We start from the raw sequence: 21,996 nt of genomic DNA, 5'->3' as shown, positions 1-21,996 counted from the left end.
CGGCCCTGCCGCCGGAGAAGAACAATGAGCAAGTTCCACAGCCTGAAAATCAAGGAAGTACGCGCGGAAACCCGTGACGCCGTGTCCATCGCCTTCGACGTCCCGGCGGACCTGGCCGACAGCTTCCGTTTCCAGCACGGCCAGCACCTGGTCATGCGCACCCGGCTCGACGGCGAGGAAGTGCGCCGCTCCTATTCCATCTGCAGCGGCGTCAACGACGGCGAGCTGCGCGTGGCGATCAAGCACGTGCCGGGCGGGCGTTTCTCCGCCTATGCCAACGAAGCCCTGAAGGTCGGCGCCAGCCTGGAGGTCATGCCGCCGGCCGGCCACTTCAACGTCGCGCTCGACCCGGCGCGCCACGGCAACTACCTGGCGGTCGCCGCCGGCAGCGGCATCACGCCGATCCTGTCGATCATCAAGACCACCCTGGAAACCGAGCCGCACAGTCGCGTCACGCTGCTCTATGGCAACCGCTCCAGCAACGCCGCGATGTTCCGCGAGCAGCTCGAAGACCTGAAGAACCGCTACCTGCAGCGCCTCAACCTGATCTTCGTGTTCAGCCGCGAACAGCAGGACGTGGACCTCTACAACGGTCGCATCGACGCCGACAAGTGCGGCCAGCTGTTCAGCCGCTGGCTCGACGTGAAGCGCCTCGACGCCGCGTTCATCTGCGGCCCGCAGGCAATGACCGAGACCGTGCGCGAGCAGCTCAGGGGCAACGGCATGCCGACCGAGCGCATCCACTTCGAACTGTTCGCCGCCGCTGGCAGCAACGAGAAGCGCGAAGCCCGCCAGGCCGCCGCCGTGACCGACAGCGCGATGAGCCGGATCACCGTGATCAGCGATGGCCGCGAGCTGTCCTTCGAGCTGGCCCGCAACAGCGCCAGCGTGCTCGATGCCGGCAACCAGCACGGCGCGGAACTGCCCTACTCCTGCAAGGCCGGCGTGTGCTCGACCTGCAAGTGCAAGGTGGTTTCCGGCGAGGTGGAGATGGACAGCAACTTCGCCCTGGAGGACTACGAAGTGGCGGCCGGCTACGTGCTGAGCTGCCAGGCGTACCCGATCAGCGACAGCGTGGTGCTCGATTTCGACCAGCTCTGAGCCCCCCTGTAGGAGCGGGCCGTGCCCGCGAACCGCACGCTGCCGATGCCCGGGCGTGCGCAGAAGGATTCGCGGACAAGGTCCGCTCCTACGAAAAACGCGTTCCCTGTAGGAGCGAGCTTGCTCGCGAACCGCACGCTGCCGAAGCCCCGGCATTAAGCGGAACCCTGATCGCGGACGGAGTCCGCTCCTACGCGGGGATCGGCACTGGGTAGGAGCGGACTCCGTCCGCGATGGTCCCGCCCAGCGACGAATCGTTCATGTTCCACCGCCCACGCCCACAAAGCCCTGGCGGACCTTATCCGGCGGCCTCGTCCCGCCACCTGACAACACGCCGCCAACGCCCACCCGGCGCGGCGGCCACCGGCACCCGCCGGCCCCTTGCGTAGCGATCCGGAGGAAGACAACCATGGCCCAAGCGCCAATCCTGCAAAGTTTCATCGGCGGCCGCTGGGTCGGCCAGCATGGCGCCCAGGCGCTGCGTAGCGCGCTCAACGGCCAGACCGTGGCGCGCACCCACGAAGAGGCGCTGGACTTCGAGCAAGCCGTCGCCCATGCCCGCGAACAGGGCCTGAAAGAGCTGATGTCCATGGACTTCCAGCAGCGCGCCCAGCGCCTGAAGGCCCTTGCGCTGTACCTGACCGAGCGCAAGGAGCAGCTCTACGAGATTTCCCGCCACAGCGGCGCCACCCGCGCCGACAGCTGGATCGACATCGAAGGCGGCGCCGGCACCCTGTTCGCCTACGCTGGCGTCGGCGGCCGCGAGCTGCCGTCGGGCAACGTCGTCCACGAAGGCCCGGCCATCCCCCTGGGCAAGACCGGCACGTTCGCCGGCAGCCACATCCTGGTGCCGCGCGGCGGCATCGCCGTGCACATCAACGCCTTCAACTTCCCCATCTGGGGGATGCTGGAGAAGTTCGCGCCGAGCTTCCTCGCCGGCATGCCGTGCATTGTCAAACCGGCCACCGCCACCAGCTACATCACCGAAGCCGCCGTGCGCCTGATGCACGAGTCCGGCCTGTTGCCGGCCGGCAGCCTGCAGCTGATCATCGGCGGCACCGGCGACCTGCTCGACCGCCTGCAGGGCCAGGACGTGGTGACCTTCACCGGTTCCGCCGACACCGCCGCCAAGCTGCGGGTCAATCCGAACCTGATCCGCCACTCGGTGCCGTTCAATGCCGAGGCCGACTCGCTGAACTGCGCCATCCTCGCCCCGGACGTCACCCCCGACGACGAGGAGTTCGACCTCTTCGTCAAGGAAGTCGCCCGCGAGATGACCGTGAAAGCCGGGCAGAAATGCACCGCCATCCGCCGCGCCATCGTTCCCGCCCGGCACATCGATGCCGTGGCCGAGCGCCTGCGTGCGCGCCTGGCCAAGGTCGTGGTCGGCGACCCATCGGTGGAAGGCGTGAAGATGGGCGCCCTGGCCTCCCACGCCCAGCAGTCCGACGTTGCCGAGCGGGTCGACGCGCTGCTGAAGTCCAGCGAGCTGGTCTTCGGCGCAAAAGATGGCTTCGCCCCGCGCGGCGACGGCGTCAACGAAGGCGCTTTCTTCGCTCCGACCCTGCTGCGCAGCCGCGACCCGCACGCCGAAGGCGGTGCCCACGACATCGAGGCCTTCGGCCCGGTGAGCACCCTGATGGCCTACGACGACATCGACGAAGCCATCGCCCTCGCCGCCCGCGGCAAGGGCAGCCTGGTCGCCAGCCTGATCACCCGTGATCCGCAGGTCGCCGCCAAGGTCGTGCCGGCCATGGGCGCGCTGCACGGCCGCCTGCACATCCTCGACCGCGAATCCGCCGCCGAATCCACCGGCCACGGCTCGCCGCTGCCGGTGCTCAAGCACGGCGGCCCGGGTCGCGCCGGCGGCGGCGAGGAACTGGGCGGCCTGCGCGCGGTGAAGCACTATCTGCAACGCACCGCCGTACAGGGCTCGCCGAGCATGCTGATGGCCGTCACCGGCGAATACGTGCGCGGCGCCAAGGTCTACGAGACCGAGGTCCACCCGTTCCGCCGCCATTTCGACGACCTGAAGATCGGCGAGTCGCTGCTGACCCACCGCCGCACCGTCACCGAGGCCGATTTGGTCAACTTCGGCTGCCTGTCGGGCGACCACTTCTACATGCACTTCGATGAACTGGCGGCGAAGGACTCGCAGTTCGGCAAGCGCATCGCCCACGGCTACTTCGTGCTCTCGGCGGCGGCCGGCCTGTTCGTCTCCCCCGGCGTCGGCCCGGTGCTGGCCAACTACGGTCTGGACACCCTGCGCTTCATCAATCCGGTGGGCATCGGCGACACCATCCAGGCGCGCCTGACCTGCAAGCGCAAGATCGACCAGGGCAAGAAGAGCCCCAAGGGCGAGCCGCAGGGCGTGGTGGCCTGGGACGTGGAAGTCACCAACCAGCTCGGCAAACTGGTGGCCAGCTACGACATCCTCACCCTGGTCCTCAAGCGCCCCTGACGCGCTGAGCGCAGCAACCCCCGCGCCACTCTGAACCGGCCTTCGGGCCGGTTTTTTCATCTCTGCGAAGCCCGCCCGGCTTCTACAAAAAGAACAGGGGCCTGGACTGTAGGAGCGAGCTTGCTCGCGAACGAGCCCCCGGCAGCTCCTGCGTCAAGCGGGTTCGCGAGCAAGCTCGCTCCTACGAAAAGCACGCGGGCATGGACTGCGGGAGCGAGCCTGCCGGGATGCCCCCGCGATCTGGCAACGACACCCAATCACTTGGCAGACACACGCAACGGCACGGGACCAGCCCTTACTTAGCATCGGCAGAAGCCATATCCCCTCAATCGACAATAACGAAACGGATGCCTTCGCCATGACACACGCCGCCGTGCTGCGCCCCGCCCTGCTCGCCCTGCTCGTCGCCGGGGCCGGTTCCGCCAGCGCCTACCAGCTCTACGCCACCGATGACACGCACCTCAACGCCGACCTCTCGGCGACCTTCGGGCTGTTCCACAGCCAGGAGCGCTACACCATGAGCGGCACCCTGGATGAAGGTTCGTCCTCCTGGCAGGAGGGCTTCGTCAAGTACGGCCTGAGCGGGGACCAGAAGCTCGGCGGCACGGGAACCGCCTACGGCGCCTTCAACCTGCTCAGCTCCGCCACCTGGGGCGACGGCGATGCGGCCGGCTTCAGCGACGGCTCCGAACGCACCACCCGGATCGAGGACGCCTACGCCGGCTGGCGTTCGGCCGGGCTGTTCCCGGTACTGGGCGAGGACGGCATCGACCTGTCCTTCGGCCGCCAGAACATCGTGGTCGGCGACGGCTTCCTGATCGACGGCGACGCCCTGAACCTGGGCAAGGGCGTCGCCGATGGCGAATTCAACCGTGGCGGCGCCTACTACCTGGCCGGCCGCCGCGCCTTCGACGAAACCGCCGTGCTGCGCATCGGCGGCAAGGAAGGCTGGCGTGGCGACCTGATGCGCCTGAAGTCCGACAACCGCGCCCAGGCCAAGTCCGAGCTGTACGTCGCCACCCTCGAACACGTCGCCCAGGCAGGCACCGTCGGCCTGACCTATATCGACGTGAACGACATCGACGAGCAATACGCTTCGCCCGCCCAGCTTGCCCGCCAGGACATGAAGACCTACAGCCTGCGCGGCACCGGCAACGCCGGCGTGGAGAACCTGTTCCTCTCCGGCGAATACGCCTGGCAGGACAAGCGCCACACGGACAATGGCGCGTCCTCCGACGAGAATGCCTGGTACCTGGAAGCCGGCTGGACCTTCTCCGACGTCGCGTGGAAGCCCTACGTCAGCTACCGCTTCAGCCGCTTCTCGGAAGGCTACGATCCGCTGTTCTACGGCTTCAGCCGTGGCTTCGGCACCTGGTTCCAGGGCGAAGTGGCGGGCAACTATGCCGGCCCGTTCAACAGCAACACCCGCGTGCACAACATCGGCGCCAAGGTCAGCCCGCTGGAGAACGTCAGCGTCGGCCTGCAGTGGTTCGACTTCCACACCCTGGACACCGACCTGGGGAACACCGACGCCAACGAGCTGGACCTCTACGCCGAGTGGGCGGTCAACGAGCACCTGATGATCATCCCGCTGGTGGGCCTGTACCAGCCGAAGAAGAGCGCGGCCGAAGGCGGCACCCAGCTCGGCAACGACAACAGCAACCTCTACAGCCAGTTGCTGTTCTCCACGACGTTCTGAGGGCCGCATCGCCGGGACGCTCGCGCGCTAGCCGGCGATGTCCGGACCGGGACGGCAAACTGCCGGCGCCAGCCGTTCACCGAACGCGCTGGCCAACCGGCAGTGATGAAGGCTGGAGCCGCTTGGCGCCTGGCTCAGACGTCGCTGCAGCTCGGGGTCTGGCGCAGGTATTTGACGGTGTGCTGCTGGCCGTGGGAGTCCAGGTAGACCATGGTGGCCTGGCTGACTTCGCAGCCGGTGTCGGGCTGGGTGATGCTCAGCACCTGGGCGACGTCCAGCGGCATGCCGTAGTGGTAGACGACGGCGTCGTCGGCGAAGGCGCTGAAGGTCAACAGCAGGGCGGGAATGGCGAACAGGCTGGAAAGGAGGGTTTTCATGGCAGGAACCTCAGGGATCACGCGGGTCGCGTTGATCGTGGCCCACTGCCATAAATCTAGCCGATGCCCACTGCCGGACACAGACCGACTTCGACAATGCATTTCTGCAAATCGCGCAACAATAAAGCCTTGCTAGCCGCGATTCAGCTGTGATTGTGGCGCGCATTGTTGGCTGATTGGCAGCATTCGCTCCCTCGTTGCATTTGCAGCCAGGCGCACCGGCCGCAAGAATGAATGCCATCGATCGGATCGGGAGGCGCGATGAAGCGCGTGGCCATGCTGCTGTTCCCCGGCGTACAGGCGCTGGATGTGTCCGGGCCACTGGACGTATTCGCCGAGGCCAACGCCTTCGTGCCCGCCGGCCAGGGCTACCAGGTGGTGACGCTGGCCGCACCGCCCCTGCCGTTGCGCGCCTCCAACGGGCAGTGGCTCGGTGCCGATTGCACTCTCGATCAGGGCCATCCCGCCGCCGATATCCTGCTGGTGCCGGGCGGGCCGGGACTGCCCCAAGCAGCGCCCGCGCCCGAATTGCTCCACTGGCTGCGCGATGCCTGCGCGCGGACGCCGCGCTACGGCTCGATCTGCACCGGCGCCTTCCTGCTCGGCCACGCCGGCTTGCTCGACGACAGGCAGGTGACGACGCACTGGAGCGATGCGCGGCGCCTCGCCGAGTTGTTCCCGCGCGCGCGGGTGGAGCCCGATCGCATTCATGTGCGCGATGGCGCGCTGGTGACCTCGGCCGGCGTCACGGCCGGTATCGACCTGGCGTTGGCCCTGGTTGCCGAGGACCACGGCGCGGCGGTGGCGCTGTCGGTGGCGAAACGGCTGCTGGTGGTGGCGCAGCGCCAGGGCGGCCAGTCGCAGTTCAGCCCCTTCCTGCAGGCGCCAGCGGATGAAGCCTCGCCGGTGGCGCGCATCCAGCGCCATGTGCAGGAACATCTCGACCAGCCACTGGGCGTGCCGCAGCTGGCCGCCGAGGTGGCGATGAGCCCGCGCAGCTTCGCCCGCCTCTTCGTGCGCGAAACGGGCGTGACGCCGGCGGAGTTCGTCCAGCGCGCGCGCATCGACGCCGCGCGCGGGATGCTCGAAGGCAGTGACCACGCGCTGAAGATGATCGCCTGGCGCTGCGGCTTCGGCAGCGCGGCGCGCATGCGCCTGGTGTTCGTCCAGCGCCTGGGCGTGACGCCGACGCAGTATCGCGAGCAGTTTCGTCGCGAGGGGTGATCGGCTCTTGTAGGAGCGGATTCATCCGCGATCGGGTCGGCGCCACGCCGGGCCGCGTGTTCGCGAGCAAGCTCGCTCCTACCGTCAGCCGGGCGGCCCGCAATGGGCCTGTTAGATTCGCGGACAAGGTCCGCTCCTACGCCCAAGCAGGTGCGGGCTCTTGTAGGAGCGGATTCATCCGCGATCACGGTCGGCGCCACGCCGGGCGGCGGGTTCGCGAGCACGCTCGCTCCTACCGTCAGCCGGACGGCCCGCAATGGGCCTGTTGGATTCGCGGACAAGGTCCGCTCCTACGCCCGGGCGGGTGCGGGCTCTTGTAGGAGCGGATTCATCCGCGATCGGGTCGGCGCCACGCTGGGCCGCGTGTTCGCGAGCAAGCTCGCTCCTACAGCCAGCCGGACGGCCCGCGACGGGCGCCCTGGCCGCCGGTCAGATCGGCGGCGCCGAGCGCAGCATCACCGACTTCAAGGCGAACGCCGACTTGATCCCCGCCACACCCGGGATCTGCGTCAGCGTGTTGGTGAGAAACAGCTGGTACGCCGACAGGTCCTTCACCACCACCCGCAGCATGTAGTCGGCGTCGCCGGTCATCTGGAAGCAGCTCATCACCTGCGGCGCCTGGACGATGCGTTCTTCGAACCGCGCGAGGTAGTCGCCGGTCTGTTTTTCCAGGGACACCGAGACGAACACGCTCATGCCGCCGGACAGGCGTTCCTCGTCAAGGCGGGCGAAGTAGCCTTGGATGTACTGCTCCTCCTCCAGGCGGCGAACCCGGCGCAAGGTCGGGGTCAGCGACAGGCCGATGTTCTGCGCCAGGTCACGCCAGGAGAGCCGGCCATCGTCGGCCAGGGCGCGGAGGATTTTCAGGTCGGTGCGGTCCAGTTCAGCCATTTTTCCTCAGTACTACGGAAGGTTGCTTTTATAGTTCAAACACACTAATCCGTAAGCTCTGACCTAGTCAATTTGGAGCAAAAAACCAATCGGTCACACCTATACTGAAACCACAACTACAACAACCGAGGACCTCACCATGAGTGATGTCACCACCCGCTGCGCAACCCTGCGCGGCACCCGCACCGTAGCCTTACCCGGCCGGGTGCGCCCGCCAGGCATGGCCGCTTCCGTTCGCTGATCCACACCCACGATCACAACTGGAGACCCGCCATGACCGACTACGCTCCGCTCCGCCTGCACGTCCCCGAGCCCACCGGGCGCCCGGGTTGCAAGACCGACTTCTCCTACCTGCACCTGTCGCCCGCCGGCGAGGTGCGCAAGCCCGCCATCGACGTCGAACCCGCGCAGACCACCGACCTGGCCTTCAGCCTGGTGCGCGTGCTCGATGAAGACGGCAACGCCGTCGGCCCCTGGGCTCCGGACCTGAGCCACGAGCAGCTGCTGCGCGGCATGCGTCTGATGCTCAAGACGCGCATCTTCGACGCCCGCATGCTCACCGCCCAGCGCCAGAAGAAGATGTCCTTCTACATGCAGTGCCTAGGTGAAGAGGCCATCGCCACCGCCCACACCATGGCCCTGCGCGATGGCGACATGACCTTCCCGACCTACCGTCAGCAGGGCATCCTGATCACCCGCGACTACCCGCTCAAGGACATGATCTGCCAGCTGCTCTCCAACGAGCAGGACCCGCTCAAGGGCCGCCAGCTGCCGATCATGTACTCCAGCCGCGAGAAGGGTTTCTTCTCCATCTCCGGCAACCTCGCCACCCAGTTCATCCAGGCGGTCGGCTGGGGCATGGCCTCGGCGATCAAGGGCGACACGCGGATTTCCTCGGCCTGGATCGGCGACGGCGCCACCGCCGAATCCGACTTCCACACCGCCCTTACCTTCGCCCACGTGTACCGCGCGCCGGTGATCCTCAACGTGGTCAACAACCAGTGGGCGATCTCCACCTTCCAGGCCATCGCCGGCGGTGAAGGCACCACCTTCGCCAACCGTGGCGTGGGCTGCGGCATCGCCTCGCTGCGGGTGGACGGCAACGACTTCCTCGCCGTCTACGCCGCGTCGCAATGGGCCGCCGAGCGCGCCCGCCGCGGCCACGGCCCGAGCCTGATCGAGTGGGTCACCTACCGCGCCGGCCCGCACTCGACCTCGGACGACCCGTCCAAGTACCGCCCCGCCGACGACTGGACCAACTTCCCCCTGGGCGACCCCATCGCCCGCCTCAAGCAGCACCTGATCGGCCTCGGCATCTGGTCCGAGGAGCAGCAGGAAGCGCTGAAGAAGGAGCTGGAAGCCGAAGTGATCGCTGCCCAGAAGGAGGCCGAACGCCACGGCTCGCTGGTGGACGGCCACGTGTTCAGCGCCGCCAACCTGTTCGACGACGTTTACAAGGACCTGCCGGAACACCTGCGCCGGCAGCGTCAGGAGCTCGGGGTATGAATGCCATGAACCAGCAACACGAGAACGCCCAGGCGGTCACCAGCATGACCATGATCCAGGCGCTGCGCTCGGCCATGGACGTGATGCTCGAACGCGACGACAACGTCGTGGTGTTCGGCCAGGACGTCGGTTACTTCGGCGGCGTGTTCCGCTGCACCGAAGGCCTGCAGAAGAAGTACGGCACCTCGCGGGTGTTCGACGCGCCGATCTCCGAGAGCGGCATCATCGGCGCCGCCGTCGGCATGGGCGCCTACGGCCTGCGCCCGGTGGTGGAAATCCAGTTCGCCGACTACGTCTACCCGGCCACCGACCAACTGGTGTCGGAAGCCGCGCGCATCCGCTACCGCTCGGTCAACGATTTCACCGTGCCCATGGTCGTGCGCATGCCCTGCGGCGGCGGCATCTACGGCGGCCAGACCCACAGCCAGAGCCCGGAGGCGATGTTCACCCAGGTCTGCGGCCTGCGCACTGTCATGCCGTCCAACCCCTACGACGCCAAGGGCCTGCTGATCGCCTGCATCGAGAACGACGACCCGGTGATCTTCCTCGAACCCAAGCGCCTGTATAACGGCCCGTTCGACGGCCACCACGACCGCCCGGTGACCCCGTGGTCCAAGCACCCGGCCAGCCAGGTGCCGGAGGGCTACTACAGCGTGCCGCTGGACAAGGCCGCCATCGCCCGCCCCGGTAGCGAGTTGACCGTGCTCACCTACGGCACCACCGTCTACGTGGCCCAGACCGCCGCCGAGGAGACCGGCATCGATGCCGAGATCATCGACCTGCGCAGCCTCTGGCCGCTGGACCTGGACACCATCGTCGAGTCGGTGAAGAAGACCGGCCGCTGCGTCATCGTCCACGAGGCCACCCGCACCTGCGGCTACGGCGCCGAGCTGATGTCGCTGGTGCAGGAGAACTGCTTCCACCACCTCGAAGCCCCGATTGCCCGCGTGACCGGCTGGGACACGCCCTACCCGCACGCCCAGGAATGGGACTACTTCCCCGGCCCCGCCCGCGTCGGCGCGGCCTTCAAGCGCGCCATGGAGGTCTGAATGGGCACTCACGTCATCAAGATGCCGGACATCGGCGAAGGCATTGCCGAGGTCGAGCTGGTGGAGTGGCATGTCCAGGTCGGCGACGAAGTCCAGGAGGACCAGTTGCTGGCGGAAGTCATGACGGACAAGGCCACCGTGGAAATCCCCTCGCCGGTGGCCGGCAAGATCCTCGCCCTGGGCGGCGTGCCCGGCCAGGTCATGGCCGTGGGCGGCGAGCTGATCCGCCTGGAGGTGGAAGGCCACGGCAACCATCGCGAAGCCGCGCAGCCCAAGCCCCACGAAGAGGCGCCGGCGGTCAAGCCGGAAGCCAAACCGGCGCCGGCCGCCGAAGCCCCCAAACCGGCTCCGCGCGTGGAAAGCAAGCCGGTCGCCCCTGCCGCGCGCCCCGCTCCGTCGCCGGCACCGCGCCGCGCGCCGGGGGAGAAGCCCCTGGCCTCGCCGGCAGTGCGCCAGCGCGCCCGCGACCTGGGCGTGGAGCTGCAGTTCGTCCAGGGCAGCGGCCCGGCCGGGCGCATCCTCCATGAAGACCTGGAGCACTACCTGGAGCACGGCGGCGCGACCATCGCCTCCGGCTACGCCGCGCGCCACGACGAGCACCAGATCCCGGTGATCGGCCTGCGCCGCAAGATCGCGCAGAAGATGGCCGAGGCCAAGCGGCGCATCCCGCACTTCAGCTACGTCGAGGAAATCGACGTCACCGACCTCGAAGCGCTGCGCGTGCACCTCAACGCCAAGCACGCCGCGGCCCGCGGCAAGCTCACCCTGCTGCCCTTCATCGCCCGCGCCATGGTCGTCGCCCTGCGCGACTTCCCGCAGCTCAACGCGCGCTATGACGACGAAGCCGACGTGATCACCCGCTACGGCGCGGTGCACCTGGGCGTCGCCACCCAGAGCGACAACGGCCTGATGGTGCCGGTGCTGCGCAACGCCGAATCCCGCGACCTGTGGGGCAACGCCGCGGAAGTGGCGCGCCTCGCCGAAGCCGCGCGCCACGGCAAGGCCAGCCGCGAGGAACTGTCCGGCTCGACCATCACCCTGAGCAGCCTCGGCGCCTTGGGCGGCATCGTCAGCACGCCGGTGATCAACCTGCCGGAAGTCGCCATCGTCGGTGTCAACCGCATGGTCGAGCGGCCCATGGTGGTCAACGGGCAGATCGTCGTGCGCAAGATGATGAACCTGTCTTCGTCCTTCGATCACCGGGTGGTCGACGGCATGGACGCAGCGGCCTTCATCCAGGCCGTGCGCGCCCTGCTCGAACATCCCGCCACCCTGTTCATCGACTGACGGAAGCCGCTGACATGAAACAGAACCAGACTCTCGAAACCACCCTGCTGGTGATCGGTGGCGGCCCCGGCGGCTACGTGGCGGCGATCCGCGCCGGGCAACTGGGCATCCGCACCGTGCTGGTGGAAGGCGCTGCCCTGGGCGGCACCTGCCTGAACATCGGCTGCATCCCCTCCAAGGCGCTGATCCACGCCGCCGAGGAATACCTCAAGGCCCGCGAGTTCGCCGGCAAATCGCCGCTGGGCATCAGCGTGCAGGCGCCGAGCATCGACATCCAGCGCACCGTGGAATGGAAGGACGGCATCGTCGATCGCCTGACCACCGGCGTCGCCGCCCTGCTCAAGAAACACGGCGTCACCGTGGTGCACGGCTGGGCGAGGATCGTCGATGGCAAGACCGTCGAGGTCGAGCTTGCCGAAGGCGGCACCCAGCACATCCACACCGAGCACCTGCTGCTGGCGGCCGGCTCGAAATCCGTGGAGCTGCCCTTCCTGCCGGTGGGCGGCAACGTCATCTCCTCCACCGAGGCGCTGGCGCCGAAAACGCTGCCCAAGCGCCTGGCGGTGGTCGGCGGCGGCTACATCGGCCTGGAACTGGGCACCGCGTACCGCAAGCTGGGCGTGGACGTCACGGTGGTGGAAGCGCAGCCGCGCATCCTGCCGACCTATGACGAAGAGCTGACCAAGCCGGTGGCCAACGCCCTGCGCAAGCTGGGCATCGAGCTGTACCTGGGCCACAGCGTGATGGGCCTGGAGCCGGACGGCAAAGGCCTGCGCGTGCAGGACGGCGCCGGGTCCCAGCGGGTGATCGAGACCGACCAGGTGCTGGTCGCCGTCGGCCGCCACCCCAACACCGCCGGCTGGAACCTCGACACCCTGCGCCTGGACATGAACGGCCGCGCCGTGCGGATCGACGACCAGTGCCGCACCTCCATGCGCGATGTGTGGGCCATCGGCGACATCGCCGGCGAGCCCATGCTGGCCCACCGCGCCATGGCCCAGGGCGAGATGGTCGCCGAGATCATCGCCGGCAAGCGCCGCGCCTTCACCCCCACGGCGATCCCGGCGGTGTGCTTCACCGATCCGGAAGTGGTGGTGGTGGGCTTCTCCCCGGAGCAGGCCCAGGCCGCCGGCTACGACGTACTGACGGCGAGCTTCCCGTTCGCCGCCAACGGCCGTGCCATGACGCTGGAATCCAGCGATGGCTTCGTCCGCGTGGTGGCGCGCAAGGACAACCACCTGATCCTCGGCTGGCAGGCCGTGGGCAAGGCGGTGTCGGAGCTGTCCACGGCGTTCGTGCAGTCCCTGGAAATGGGCGCCTGCCTGGAAGACATCGCCGGCACCATCCACGCCCACCCGACCCTTGGCGAAGCGGTGCAGGAAGCGGCGCTGCGCGCGCTGGGGCACGCCTTGCACGTCTGACACGAACTCTCCAACCGGCCTGGCCTCCAGGCTTCCTCCTCCTGACCCGCCGATTTGGCGGGTCTTTTTTGCCGGTGGCTTCTGCGCTGGGCGGTCGCGGGCATGGCCCGCTCCTACAGGGGAACGTTGTGCTTATGTAGGAGCGGGCCACGCCCGCGATCGGCGGACAACGTCCGCCTAGTGGTCCTCTGCCACATCGGACCGATCGCGGACGGAGTCCGCTCCTACGCACCCTGGTCGATTACCGCACGGATTGTGGCATTGCGGCCGACCGGGACCATCGCCTCGCCCGCATCCTTTCGCGGCCGTTACGGTCGATTTACCGGCAAGAACGCGTTCTTTCGCCACAGTAATGGCGAGAACCCCGCCACATTGACCTAATTAACCATTTGGTACATTTTGCTCCCATAGGCCCTGAATCCTGCGGCCATACAACAACAACGGAGCGCCCCTTCATGCCCCACACCCTGCTCGTGCTCAACGGGCCAAACCTCAACCTGCTCGGCACCCGCGAGCCGGCCACCTACGGCCGCGAGACCCTCGACGACATCGCCGCGCTGTGCCAGCGCACTGGTGCGGAGAACGGCCTGGACATCGAATTCCGCCAGACCAACCACGAAGGCCAGTTGATCGACTGGATCCACCAGGCGCGCGGCCGCTGCGCCGGCATCCTGATCAACCCCGCCGCCTGGACCCACACCTCGGTGGCCATCCGCGATGCGCTCGCCGCCGTGGAGCTGCCGGTGATCGAAGTGCACCTGTCCAACGTGCACGCGCGCGAGGCCTTCCGTCAGCACTCGTACGTGTCCGGGATCGCCGTGGGCGTGATCGCCGGGCTGGGCAGCGATGGCTACCGCGCCGGCATCCAGCATCTCGCCAAGCGACTGCAGGGGTGAGCACGATGAGCGAATACCGCACCGTACTGGCCGGCCTGATCGGCGCCGGCATCCAGGCGTCGCGCACACCGACCCTGCACGAACGCGAGGGCGACGCCCAGGGGCTGCGCTATGTCTATCGGCTGATCGACCTGGATGCCCTGGGACTCGACGCCAGCGCCCTGCCCGACCTGCTCGCCGCCGCCGAGCGCATGGGCTACACCGGCCTGAACATCACCTTCCCCTGCAAGCAGGCGGTGATTCCGCTGCTGCACGAACTCTCCGACGAGGCGCGCGGCATCGGCGCGGTGAACACCGTGGTGCTGCGCGAGGGCAAGCGCATCGGGCACAACACCGACTGCCTGGGCTTTGCCGAAGGCTTCCGGCGCAACCTCAACGATGCCCCGCGCGAGCGCGTGGTGCAGCTGGGCGCCGGCGGCGCGGGCGCGGCGGTGGCCCATGCGCTGCTCGCCGAAGGCGTGGAGCAATTGACCATCGTCGAGGTGGACAGCGCCCGTGCCCAGGCGCTGGTGGACAACCTCAACGCGCATTTCGGCGGCCAGCGCGCGCGGGTCGGCCACGACCTGGCCGGCGCCGTCGCCGAGGCGGACGGGCTGGTCAACACCACCCCGGTGGGCATGGCCAAGCTACCCGGCGCGCCGTTGCCGCTGGAGCTGCTGCACCCACGCCTGTGGGTGGCCGAAATCATCTACTTCCCGCTGGAGACCGAACTGCTCAGGCACGCCCGCAGCCTCGGCTGCCGCACGCTGGATGGCGGCAACATGGCGGTGTTCCAGGCGGTGAAGGCGTTCGAGCTATTCAGCGGCGTCGAAGCGGACAGCGAGCGGATGCTGGCGCATTTCGCGGCGATGGGAGCGTAGGAGCGGGCTCAGTCCGCGATGATGACGCCCCCCTTGCGCGCCCCCAGCAACGCCGACCCAATCGCGGACAGAGTCCGCTCCTACGCCAACTCCCACCTGTAGGAGCGGGCCATGCCCACGATCCGCCGGCAGCGCCGGCGCAAGACCGGGTTCGCGAGCAAGCTCGCTCCTACAAAAAGCGCCGATGCGGACCTGTAGGAGCGGGCCATGCCCGCGATCCGCCGGAGGCGCCAGCGCCAGATCTGTAGGAGCGAGCTTGCTCGCGAACCGCCCGAATGCGAACGCCCCCCGGCTCAGGGCCGCACGTAGCGCAACACCGCCTCGACGATCATGTCCTTGTGCCGCGCCTTCACCGCCGCGTCTTCCAGTTCGATCTGGAACAGCGACCCCACGGTGTGGCGGTTGGACACGCGGTAGAAGCAGAACCCGCTGATCAGCATGTGCACGTCGATGGCCTGCAGGCCGTCGCGGAACTGGCCGCCGGCGGCGCCGCGCTGGAGGATGTCCTCGATGGTGCGCAGGATGTTGCTGTTCATCGAGCGGATCGCCTCGGAGCCCGCGGCGAACTGGCCGTAGTGGATGTTCTCGATGCAGACGATGCGCACGAAATCGACGTTGCGGTCGTGGTGGTCGAAGGTGAAGTCCACCAGCCGGCGCATGGCCTCCAGCGGCTCCAGCTCGGCCAGGTGCAGCGTCTGCTCGGTGCCGCGGATGTCGCCGTAGAGCTTCTCCAGCACCGCCTGGTAGAGCTGTTCCTTGCTGCCGAAGTAGTAGTAGATCATCCGCTTCGAGGTGTTCATGCGCTCGGCAATGGCATCCACCCGCGCCCCGGAAAGGCCCTGCTGGACGAACTCGACGATGGCCGCCTGGAGAATGTCCTCGCGGGTCTTCTCCGGGTTGTTCTTGCGGCCCCGGCGAGCGGTTTCGGCGGGAATCGGCTGGGTAGCGCTGTCGGTCATGGCTCGGCATCGTCTGGCAGGCGCCGGGCGGCGCCTGCTTGGGTGAAGGGATGCGCGGATTATGCGCGCCCCCACCCTCGCGAAGCAAAGCGCGGCGGGGCTAGACCTTGGGCCGCCGCGTCGTGCCGTTGCGCGCCTGGGCCATGGCTGCCAGACGCACCGCCACGTTGGCCGCACCGTAGCCGGCATAGCCGCCGCGGCGCTGGATGATCTCGAAGAAGAAGCGCCCTTCGAACGGCTCGGTGTACACGTGGAACAGCTCGCCGCCGCTGGCGTCGCGGTCGTAGAGCACGTTGTAGTAGGCCAGCTCGCTGAGGAACTCGTCGTCGAAGTCGAAGCGCGCGGCGAGGTCGTCGTAATAGTTGAGCGGGATTTCCAGCAGCGGCACGCCGGCATCCTTGGCCCGCGCCACCTCGGCGAAGATGTCCTCGCAGGCGAAGGCGATGTGGTGCACGCCGGAGCCGCGGTAGCTGGACAACGCATGGGAGATGGCGGTGTTGCGGTTCTCCGAGATGTTCAGCGGCAGCCGCACGCTGCCGTTGGCGCTGCGCAGGGCGCGGCTCTTCACCAGGCCGTAGGGGTCGGGCAGCACCACCTCGTCGTCGGCCTCGAAATCGAACAGGCCCTTGTAGAACAGCACCCAGCTGTCCAGCCCGTCCGCCGGCAGCGCCATGGCCATGTGGTCGATGCGCTGCAGCTGGCCGGTCGGCTTCGCCGCGGGGTCGAGGCGGAAGTCGATGTCATAGATGGTCTGCCCGGCGGCGCGCTCCTCCACCAGGTAGATCAGGCTGCCGTCCGGGGCGCGCACGGCGGGAATCTCCCGCTCGTTCGGCCCGACCAGCCCGCGATATGGCTGGCCCTTGTAGTCCTGCGCGCGCTGCAGGGCACCGGCGGCGTCACGCACGCGCAAGGCGGTGGCGCACAGGGACGGGCCGTGGGCCTCGAAGAAGCTGTGGCCGAAGGAGTAAGGCTCGGCATTGAGCACGATATTGATGTCGCCCTGGCGCAGCAGGCTCACCGCCTTGGAGCGGTGCTCGCCGGCGCGGGCGAAGCCCAGACGTTCCAGCCAATTGCCCAGGCGCGCGCCAAGGGCTTCATCGACGGCGAATTCGAGGAATTCCACCCCGTCCAGCTGGCTGGCCGGCGGCGGCGCGAACAGGCAGTCGAGCTGCTCCTTCGGCGTGCCTTCGCTTTCCAGCCGGGCGCGCGTCTTCTCCTCGAGGTAGAGCAGCGAGCGCAGGCCATCGGCGGCGTTGGCGCGTGGCGGCGCGGCGCGGAAGCCGTCGTTGAAGATTTCCAGCGACAGCGGGCCGCGGTAACCGCTCTTCAGGATCGGCGCGAGGAAGCCCGCCAGGTCGAACTCGCCCTGGCCGGGGAAGTTGCGGAAGTGCCGGCTCCACTCCAGGACGTCCATCGCCAGGATCGGCGCATCGGCCATCTGCACGAAGAAGATCTTCTCCCCCGGAATCTGCGCGATGCCGGCCGGGTCGCCCTTCAGCGAGAGGGTGTGGAAGCTGTCGAGAATCACCCCCAGCGCCGGATGATCCACCTCGCGCACCAGGTCCCAGACCTGCTGCCAGGTGTTCACGTGGCGGCCCCAGGCCAGGGCTTCGTAGCCCACGCGCAGGCCGCGGGCGCCGGCGCGCTCGGCGGCCAGCCCGAGGTCTTCGAGGAGGAATTCGCGCTCGCCCAGGGAGTCGGCGGCAACGTTGCTGCACATCAGCACCAGGTCGGTGCCCAGCTCCTGCATCAGGTCGAACTTGCGCTCCAGGCGGTCGAGGTTGCGCGGCAGGCGGTCGCGGCGGCAGCCCTCGAAGTCGCGGAACGGCTGGAACAGGGTGATCGCCAGCCCCAGGTCTTCACAGAGCCGACGCACGTCGCGGGGGCTGCCGCCGTAGTAAAGAAGATCGTTCTCGAAGATTTCCACGCCGTCGAAACCGGCGGCGGCGATGGCTTCGAGTTTGTCCGGCAGGGTTCCGCTCAAGGAGACGGTGGCGATCGAACGATGCATTGCGTTGACTCCCGCCGGATGTGCTGAGGGGCTTGTTGGAATCGGTTTCCGGCTGAGTCTGATTATTCTGGCGGTCCGGGTCGCGGGCAATTTAAAGTGTACTAACTGGTTAGTTTTGTGTTCGATTACCGAACCAAAGGCCGTTTATCGAATTGACGCTGTTTCGGCGGCTGCTCAAGATTTAGCCACGTCGACGCAATCCGGCTGCTCCCCAGGCACCTGCCTCCACCTGGGGAAGTACGCAAAGCCGCTGCGAGATGGCCTGCGTGTCATCCATAACAATTTCAAGAACGGGTAAATGCTCATGTACGTACCTCAGCCTCGCCTTGCCGCCGCCCTTCCCCACCGGCAAACCCTCCTGGCCCGCCGCATGCCAGGCCTCTGCTCGCTGCTCGGGCGCCCTCGCGCGCACTGATTTTCGCCAGCCACCGCACGTCTTTGCGATGCCCACGCCGACTGGCGGGGGCGCATGCGCAACGCCTGCGGCACGACAATAATTCCTGAGGCTGCGCGTCAGCCCGATAACGGATGGCCCCGATCATGATCCAAACGCAATCCGCTCCCCTCGCCGCGGTCGCCCCGCACGGTTCTTCCTTCTTCGGCAAGGTGCGTGGCGCCATGGCCGTCGGCAAGGTGCGCTGGGGCATGCTTGCCCTGGTGTTCTTCGCCACCACCCTGAACTACATCGACCGCGCCGCCCTGGGCGTGATGCAACCGTTGCTCGCGCAGCAGATGGCCTGGACGGCCATGGACTACGCCAACATCAACTTCTGGTTCCAGGTCGGCTATGCCATCGGCTTCGTGCTGCAGGGCCGGCTGATCGACCGCATCGGCGTCAAGCGCGCGTTCTTCTTCGCCGTGCTGCTGTGGAGCTTCGCCACTGGCGCCCACGGCCTGGCCAGCTCGGCGGCCGGCTTCATGGTCTGCCGCTTCATCCTCGGCCTGACCGAAGCCGCCAACTACCCGGCCTGCGTGAAAACCACGCGCCTGTGGTTCCCCGCCGGGGAGCGCGCCATGGCCACCGGCATCTTCAACGCCGGCACCAACGTCGGCGCCATGCTCACCCCCGCCCTATTGCCGCTGATCCTCGCGGCCTGGGGCTGGCAGGCGGCGTTCCTGTGCATGAGCGCGCTGGGCTTCGTCTGGGTGGTGCTGTGGAGCCTGAAGTACTTCAACCCCGAAGACCACCCGACGGTGAAACAGAGCGAGCTGGACTACATCCAGGAAGCCGCCGAGCCGCCGGCCGAGCGCGTGCCCTTTTCCGCCATCCTGCGCATGCGCGGCACCTGGGCGTTCGCCGTAGCCCTTTCGCTGACCGCGCCGGTGTTCTGGTTCTACCTCTACTGGCTGCCGCCCTTCCTCAACCAGCAGTACGGCCTGGGCATCAGCGTGACCCAGATGGGCATCCCGCTGATGCTGATCTGGCTGACCGCGGACTTCGGCAGCATCGGCGGCGGGATTCTCTCGTCCTGGCTGATCGGCCGCGGCATGAAGGCGATCAATGCGCGCCTGCTCTCCATGTTCATCTGCGCCTGCTCGATCATCGGCGTGGTCTTCGCCGCCAAGGCCAGCGGCCTGTGGATCGCCGTGGGCGCCATCGCCCTGGGCGTGGGCGCGCACCAGGCCTGGACGGCGAACATCTGGAGCCTGGTGATGGACTACACGCCCAAGCACATGATGAGCACGGTGTTCGGCTTCGGCGGCATGTGCGCGGCGATTGGCGGCATGTTCATGACCCAGATCGTCGGCTACATCCTCACCGTCACCCACAACAACTATGCGGTGCTGTTCACCATCATCCCCACCATGTACTTCCTGGCGCTGACCTGGATGTTCTTCATGGCCCCGCGCAAGGTGCCCGGCGCGCCGGACTGAGGTCCGATCTGCGCCGAAGTCACATTTGGCAGGCGTAGGGCGCATAACCTGGAACAGGTTATCCGCCGGAACCTTCTTGGCGGATAACGCTGACGCGTCATACGCCCTACGCCCCTGTCAGGGCCCTGTTACAGAACCCCGCCAATCGGCGGGGTTCTTTGTTTTGCGCTCATTGCTTCAGTGGGGTCAGCACCGGCGCCTTTTCATCCAGCAGCAGCCACACCAGCAGCTTGGCGGGCTTGTCGTTGCTGGCATTGCGCGACACCAGGTGCGGCGTGTTCGGCGCCTCGTACCAGGACTGGCCGGCGCGGTAGGTCACCGGCTTCTGCCCCTCCAACTGCGAGATCACCGCGCCTTCGAGCACGTAGGCGAACACCGAACCGCTGTGCACGTGGGCGCCGGAGGACTGGCCGGGCGCATAGGAGACGGTGACCATCAAGCCCTTCTTGCCCGCCGCGTCGGGGAGTTTCTGCTCCTGCTGGACCTCGACCTGTTCCTGGGTGGCATCGTGGGCGAAGAGTGGCAGGCTCAGGGCCAGGCCGAAGCCGGCGAAGAGGCATTTCAGAGAAGTGGTGGCGGGCATGGCGGCGTTCTCGGCAGAAGGAAGATGGGTCCACGCTACGCCCGGTGGCGGTGAGGGCCAACAGCCAATTCGACGGAAGATCGGGGTGCCATTGGCGCGGCGGTGCTGTGCAGTTCGCGAGCAAGCTCGCTCCTACGAAGAGCTTCCTGTAGGAGCGAGCTTGCTCGCGAACCAGCGCGCAGCGGCCACAAAAAAGCCCCGCACGATGGCGGGGCTTCCAGGTGCAGCAGCCGAATCAGCCCAGCAGCGCGCTCAGGTCCAGCAGCCCATCCTTGCGCGGCGGGCACCAGTAGTAACCGCCGGTCAGCGGCCGGCTGAAGCGGTACAGCGCATCGGTGATGCCGTCCTCCAGCCCGCTCATGCGGCGCAGCTGCACTTCGAAGGCGTCCAGGGTGCAGCCGAAGGCGAGGAACATCAGCCCGGCGTCCTGGCCCTGGGCCCAGGGCATCGAGCGGCGCACGATGAAGGCTTCCGGGGCGAAGCTCTCCTGGGCGGTGCGCTTGACGTGGGCGGACTCCGGCGCGTCGTCCAGCTCTTCGTTGTCGCTCAGGCGACGGCCCATGATGTCGTCGCGTTCGTGCTGCGGCAGCGCCGCGAAGTCCTGCAACTGGTGGCGCCATTGCTGGATCGCGGCGAAGCTGCCGCCGGCAAGGCCTGCGCCCTCGGCGACGATGGCCGCCTTCACGGCGTCCTCATCGTGCGGGTTCTCGGTGCCGTCCTCATAGCCGGTCAGGTCGTGGCCGCTGCCGTGGCGGAAGGCCTCGGTCAGGCTGTTCAGCTCCAGCGCCGGCGCCAGCAGGGCCTGCACTTCCTGGGTACGCAACAGCAACTCGCCGCGCTCGTCACCGCGCAACCACACCCACAGCGCGTGGGGAGTGGACGGGTTGTCGACGCCCACGCCGGACATCGCCGGGAACTCCCGCAGCCCCTCGATGCGGCGGCCCAGCGCACGCACCAGCGACTCGCCGAAACCGACCACCGCGCGCTCGCCGTCGGCGAACTGCATCAGCCGATCCAGCGCGGCGGGCAGGTCCTGCAGCGACTTCAGATCGAAGAACAGATGGCGGGCGTGGGCGGGAACCGGAGTGGCGAGAATGCCGGGCTGGTAGAGGCTCATGACAGCGTCCTTGAACGAAAGAGCGGCGATTCTAATCGTCCCGCGCGCGAAGCAAAACCGCCCTGTATCAAGGACTTGGCGATCCGTTCGGGGAGGTGCCGGCCTTGCGCTTGCGCCGGTGCCGCGCATACCGCCACACCGCCAGCCCCGCGGACAGCAGCAATACCGTGACGAACACCGGCAACCGGTAGGGCCGCAGGTTGCCCAGCCATTGTTCGAGCAACTGCCCGGCCCAGTAGCCGGCGCTGGCGAACAGCAGCGCCCAGCAGAACGCGCCCAGCAGGTTGGTCAGCAGGAAGCGCAGCGGCCCTACCCGGCTGGCGCCGATCAGCAGCGGCCCCGCCAGGCGCATGCCATAGAGAAAGCGCACGGCGAAGATCGACAGGTGCGGATAGCGCTCGATCAACCCGGTGACCCGCTCGACAGCCAACCCGCGCCGTTGCAGCCAGGGCACCGCCCGCGCGCCGGCGCGCCGCCCGCTCCAGAACAGTAGCTGGTCGCCCAGGGTGCCGGCCACGGTGGCCCAGAACACCACCGGGACGAAGCCCAGCAGCCCCTGGTGGGCGGCGATACCCGCCAGCAGGAGCATCGATTCGCCCTCCAGCAGGCAGCCGACGAACAGCACCGGATAGCCGTAGCTGGCCAGCAGTTGCGCCAGTGGAATGTGCTCGAACATGCA

General features: G+C 67.7%; 18 protein-coding genes. 11 read left to right on the top strand and 7 right to left on the bottom strand.

Translation table 11 applies throughout. From position 1 onward, the window contains the following. Positions 1-24: 24 nt before the first annotated feature. From paaE to N0B71_RS21290, 3 genes are all read left to right on the top strand, one after another. Entirely contained in the window at positions 25-1,101 is a 1,077-nt protein-coding gene (gene paaE / locus N0B71_RS21300; RefSeq protein WP_259754751.1) for a 1,2-phenylacetyl-CoA epoxidase subunit PaaE, read from the top strand. A gap of 409 nt (positions 1,102-1,510) precedes the next feature. Then, positions 1,511-3,562 (top strand): phenylacetic acid degradation bifunctional protein PaaZ, encoded by a 2,052-nt coding sequence (gene paaZ / locus N0B71_RS21295; RefSeq protein ID WP_259754750.1) that lies wholly within the window; start codon positions 1,511-1,513, stop codon positions 3,560-3,562. A 358-nt stretch (positions 3,563-3,920) separates the two neighbouring features. Continuing rightward, positions 3,921-5,261, top strand: coding sequence for an alginate export family protein (locus N0B71_RS21290; RefSeq protein ID WP_259754749.1), 1,341 nt, complete (start codon positions 3,921-3,923; stop codon positions 5,259-5,261). Positions 5,262-5,395: 134 nt separating this feature from the next. On the opposite strand, the gene N0B71_RS21285 is transcribed toward N0B71_RS21290, so the two are convergent. Beyond that, positions 5,396-5,638, bottom strand: a complete 243-nt coding sequence (locus tag N0B71_RS21285) for a DUF2790 domain-containing protein (RefSeq protein ID WP_259754748.1) — start codon at positions 5,636-5,638, stop codon at positions 5,396-5,398. A 261-nt stretch (positions 5,639-5,899) separates the two neighbouring features. Between N0B71_RS21285 and N0B71_RS21280 the strand changes: the two genes are divergently transcribed. Further along, positions 5,900-6,862: a GlxA family transcriptional regulator gene (locus N0B71_RS21280; protein WP_259754747.1), complete on the top strand. Its 963-nt coding sequence runs from the start codon at positions 5,900-5,902 to the stop codon at positions 6,860-6,862. A 429-nt stretch (positions 6,863-7,291) separates the two neighbouring features. Here N0B71_RS21280 and N0B71_RS21275 read toward each other — a convergent pair whose 3' ends face one another. Next, a complete protein-coding gene (locus N0B71_RS21275; protein ID WP_259754746.1) occupies positions 7,292-7,753 on the bottom strand; it encodes an Lrp/AsnC family transcriptional regulator in 462 nt (153 codons plus the stop codon). 273 nt (positions 7,754-8,026) lie between these two features. Between N0B71_RS21275 and N0B71_RS21270 the strand changes: the two genes are divergently transcribed. From N0B71_RS21270 to N0B71_RS21245, 6 genes are all read left to right on the top strand, one after another. Next, positions 8,027-9,259 (top strand): 3-methyl-2-oxobutanoate dehydrogenase (2-methylpropanoyl-transferring) subunit alpha, encoded by a 1,233-nt coding sequence (locus N0B71_RS21270; RefSeq protein WP_259754745.1) that lies wholly within the window; start codon positions 8,027-8,029, stop codon positions 9,257-9,259. Beyond that, positions 9,256-10,308: an alpha-ketoacid dehydrogenase subunit beta gene (locus tag N0B71_RS21265; protein WP_081519779.1), complete on the top strand. Its 1,053-nt coding sequence runs from the start codon at positions 9,256-9,258 to the stop codon at positions 10,306-10,308. The genes N0B71_RS21270 and N0B71_RS21265 overlap by 4 nt, the downstream gene beginning before the upstream one ends. Beyond that, positions 10,309-11,595 carry a dihydrolipoamide acetyltransferase family protein gene (locus tag N0B71_RS21260; protein ID WP_259754742.1) on the top strand — a complete coding sequence of 429 codons (1,287 nt, stop codon included), beginning with the start codon at positions 10,309-10,311 and terminating at the stop codon, positions 11,593-11,595. Positions 11,596-11,609: 14 nt separating this feature from the next. Beyond that, a complete protein-coding gene (gene lpdA / locus N0B71_RS21255) occupies positions 11,610-13,016 on the top strand; it encodes a dihydrolipoyl dehydrogenase (RefSeq protein WP_259754741.1) in 1,407 nt (468 codons plus the stop codon). Between the two features lie 455 nt (positions 13,017-13,471). Then, positions 13,472-13,912: a type II 3-dehydroquinate dehydratase gene (aroQ, locus tag N0B71_RS21250; RefSeq protein ID WP_259754740.1), complete on the top strand. Its 441-nt coding sequence runs from the start codon at positions 13,472-13,474 to the stop codon at positions 13,910-13,912. Positions 13,913-13,917: 5 nt separating this feature from the next. Beyond that, complete coding sequence (locus tag N0B71_RS21245; protein WP_259754739.1) at positions 13,918-14,772, top strand: shikimate dehydrogenase; 855 nt, start codon at positions 13,918-13,920, stop codon at positions 14,770-14,772. 293 nt (positions 14,773-15,065) lie between these two features. Here the strand turns inward: N0B71_RS21245 and N0B71_RS21240 are convergent, their stop codons facing one another. Both N0B71_RS21240 and quiC read right to left on the bottom strand, forming a co-directional pair. Further along, positions 15,066-15,731 carry a TetR family transcriptional regulator gene (locus N0B71_RS21240; RefSeq protein WP_259754737.1) on the bottom strand — a complete coding sequence of 222 codons (666 nt, stop codon included), beginning with the start codon at positions 15,729-15,731 and terminating at the stop codon, positions 15,066-15,068. A gap of 100 nt (positions 15,732-15,831) precedes the next feature. After that, the gene (quiC, locus tag N0B71_RS21235) at positions 15,832-17,742 is read right to left on the bottom strand and encodes a 3-dehydroshikimate dehydratase QuiC (RefSeq protein WP_259754736.1); all 1,911 of its coding nucleotides are present in this window, start codon (positions 17,740-17,742) and stop codon (positions 15,832-15,834) included. 540 nt (positions 17,743-18,282) lie between these two features. On the opposite strand from quiC, the gene N0B71_RS21230 reads away from it, so the two are divergent. After that, a complete protein-coding gene (locus N0B71_RS21230; protein WP_259754735.1) occupies positions 18,283-19,617 on the top strand; it encodes an MFS transporter in 1,335 nt (444 codons plus the stop codon). A gap of 169 nt (positions 19,618-19,786) precedes the next feature. Here N0B71_RS21230 and N0B71_RS21225 read toward each other — a convergent pair whose 3' ends face one another. The 3 genes from N0B71_RS21225 to N0B71_RS21215 all read right to left on the bottom strand — a co-directional run bounded on the left by N0B71_RS21225 (position 19,787) and on the right by N0B71_RS21215 (position 21,993). After that, entirely contained in the window at positions 19,787-20,200 is a 414-nt protein-coding gene (locus N0B71_RS21225; protein ID WP_259754734.1) for a cupin domain-containing protein, read from the bottom strand. Between the two features lie 235 nt (positions 20,201-20,435). Further along, positions 20,436-21,317, bottom strand: coding sequence for a Dyp-type peroxidase (locus N0B71_RS21220; RefSeq protein ID WP_259754733.1), 882 nt, complete (start codon positions 21,315-21,317; stop codon positions 20,436-20,438). A 67-nt stretch (positions 21,318-21,384) separates the two neighbouring features. Then, a complete protein-coding gene (locus tag N0B71_RS21215; protein WP_259754732.1) occupies positions 21,385-21,993 on the bottom strand; it encodes a DedA family protein in 609 nt (202 codons plus the stop codon). Between the last annotated feature and the right edge of the window lie 3 nt (positions 21,994-21,996).

Source organism: Pseudomonas sp. GCEP-101 (assembly GCF_025133575.1).
GTDB lineage: Bacteria > Pseudomonadota > Gammaproteobacteria > Pseudomonadales > Pseudomonadaceae > Pseudomonas > Pseudomonas nitroreducens_B.
Note: the sequence above shows the minus strand (reverse complement) of the source record. Positions and strands in the feature narration are given on the sequence as shown.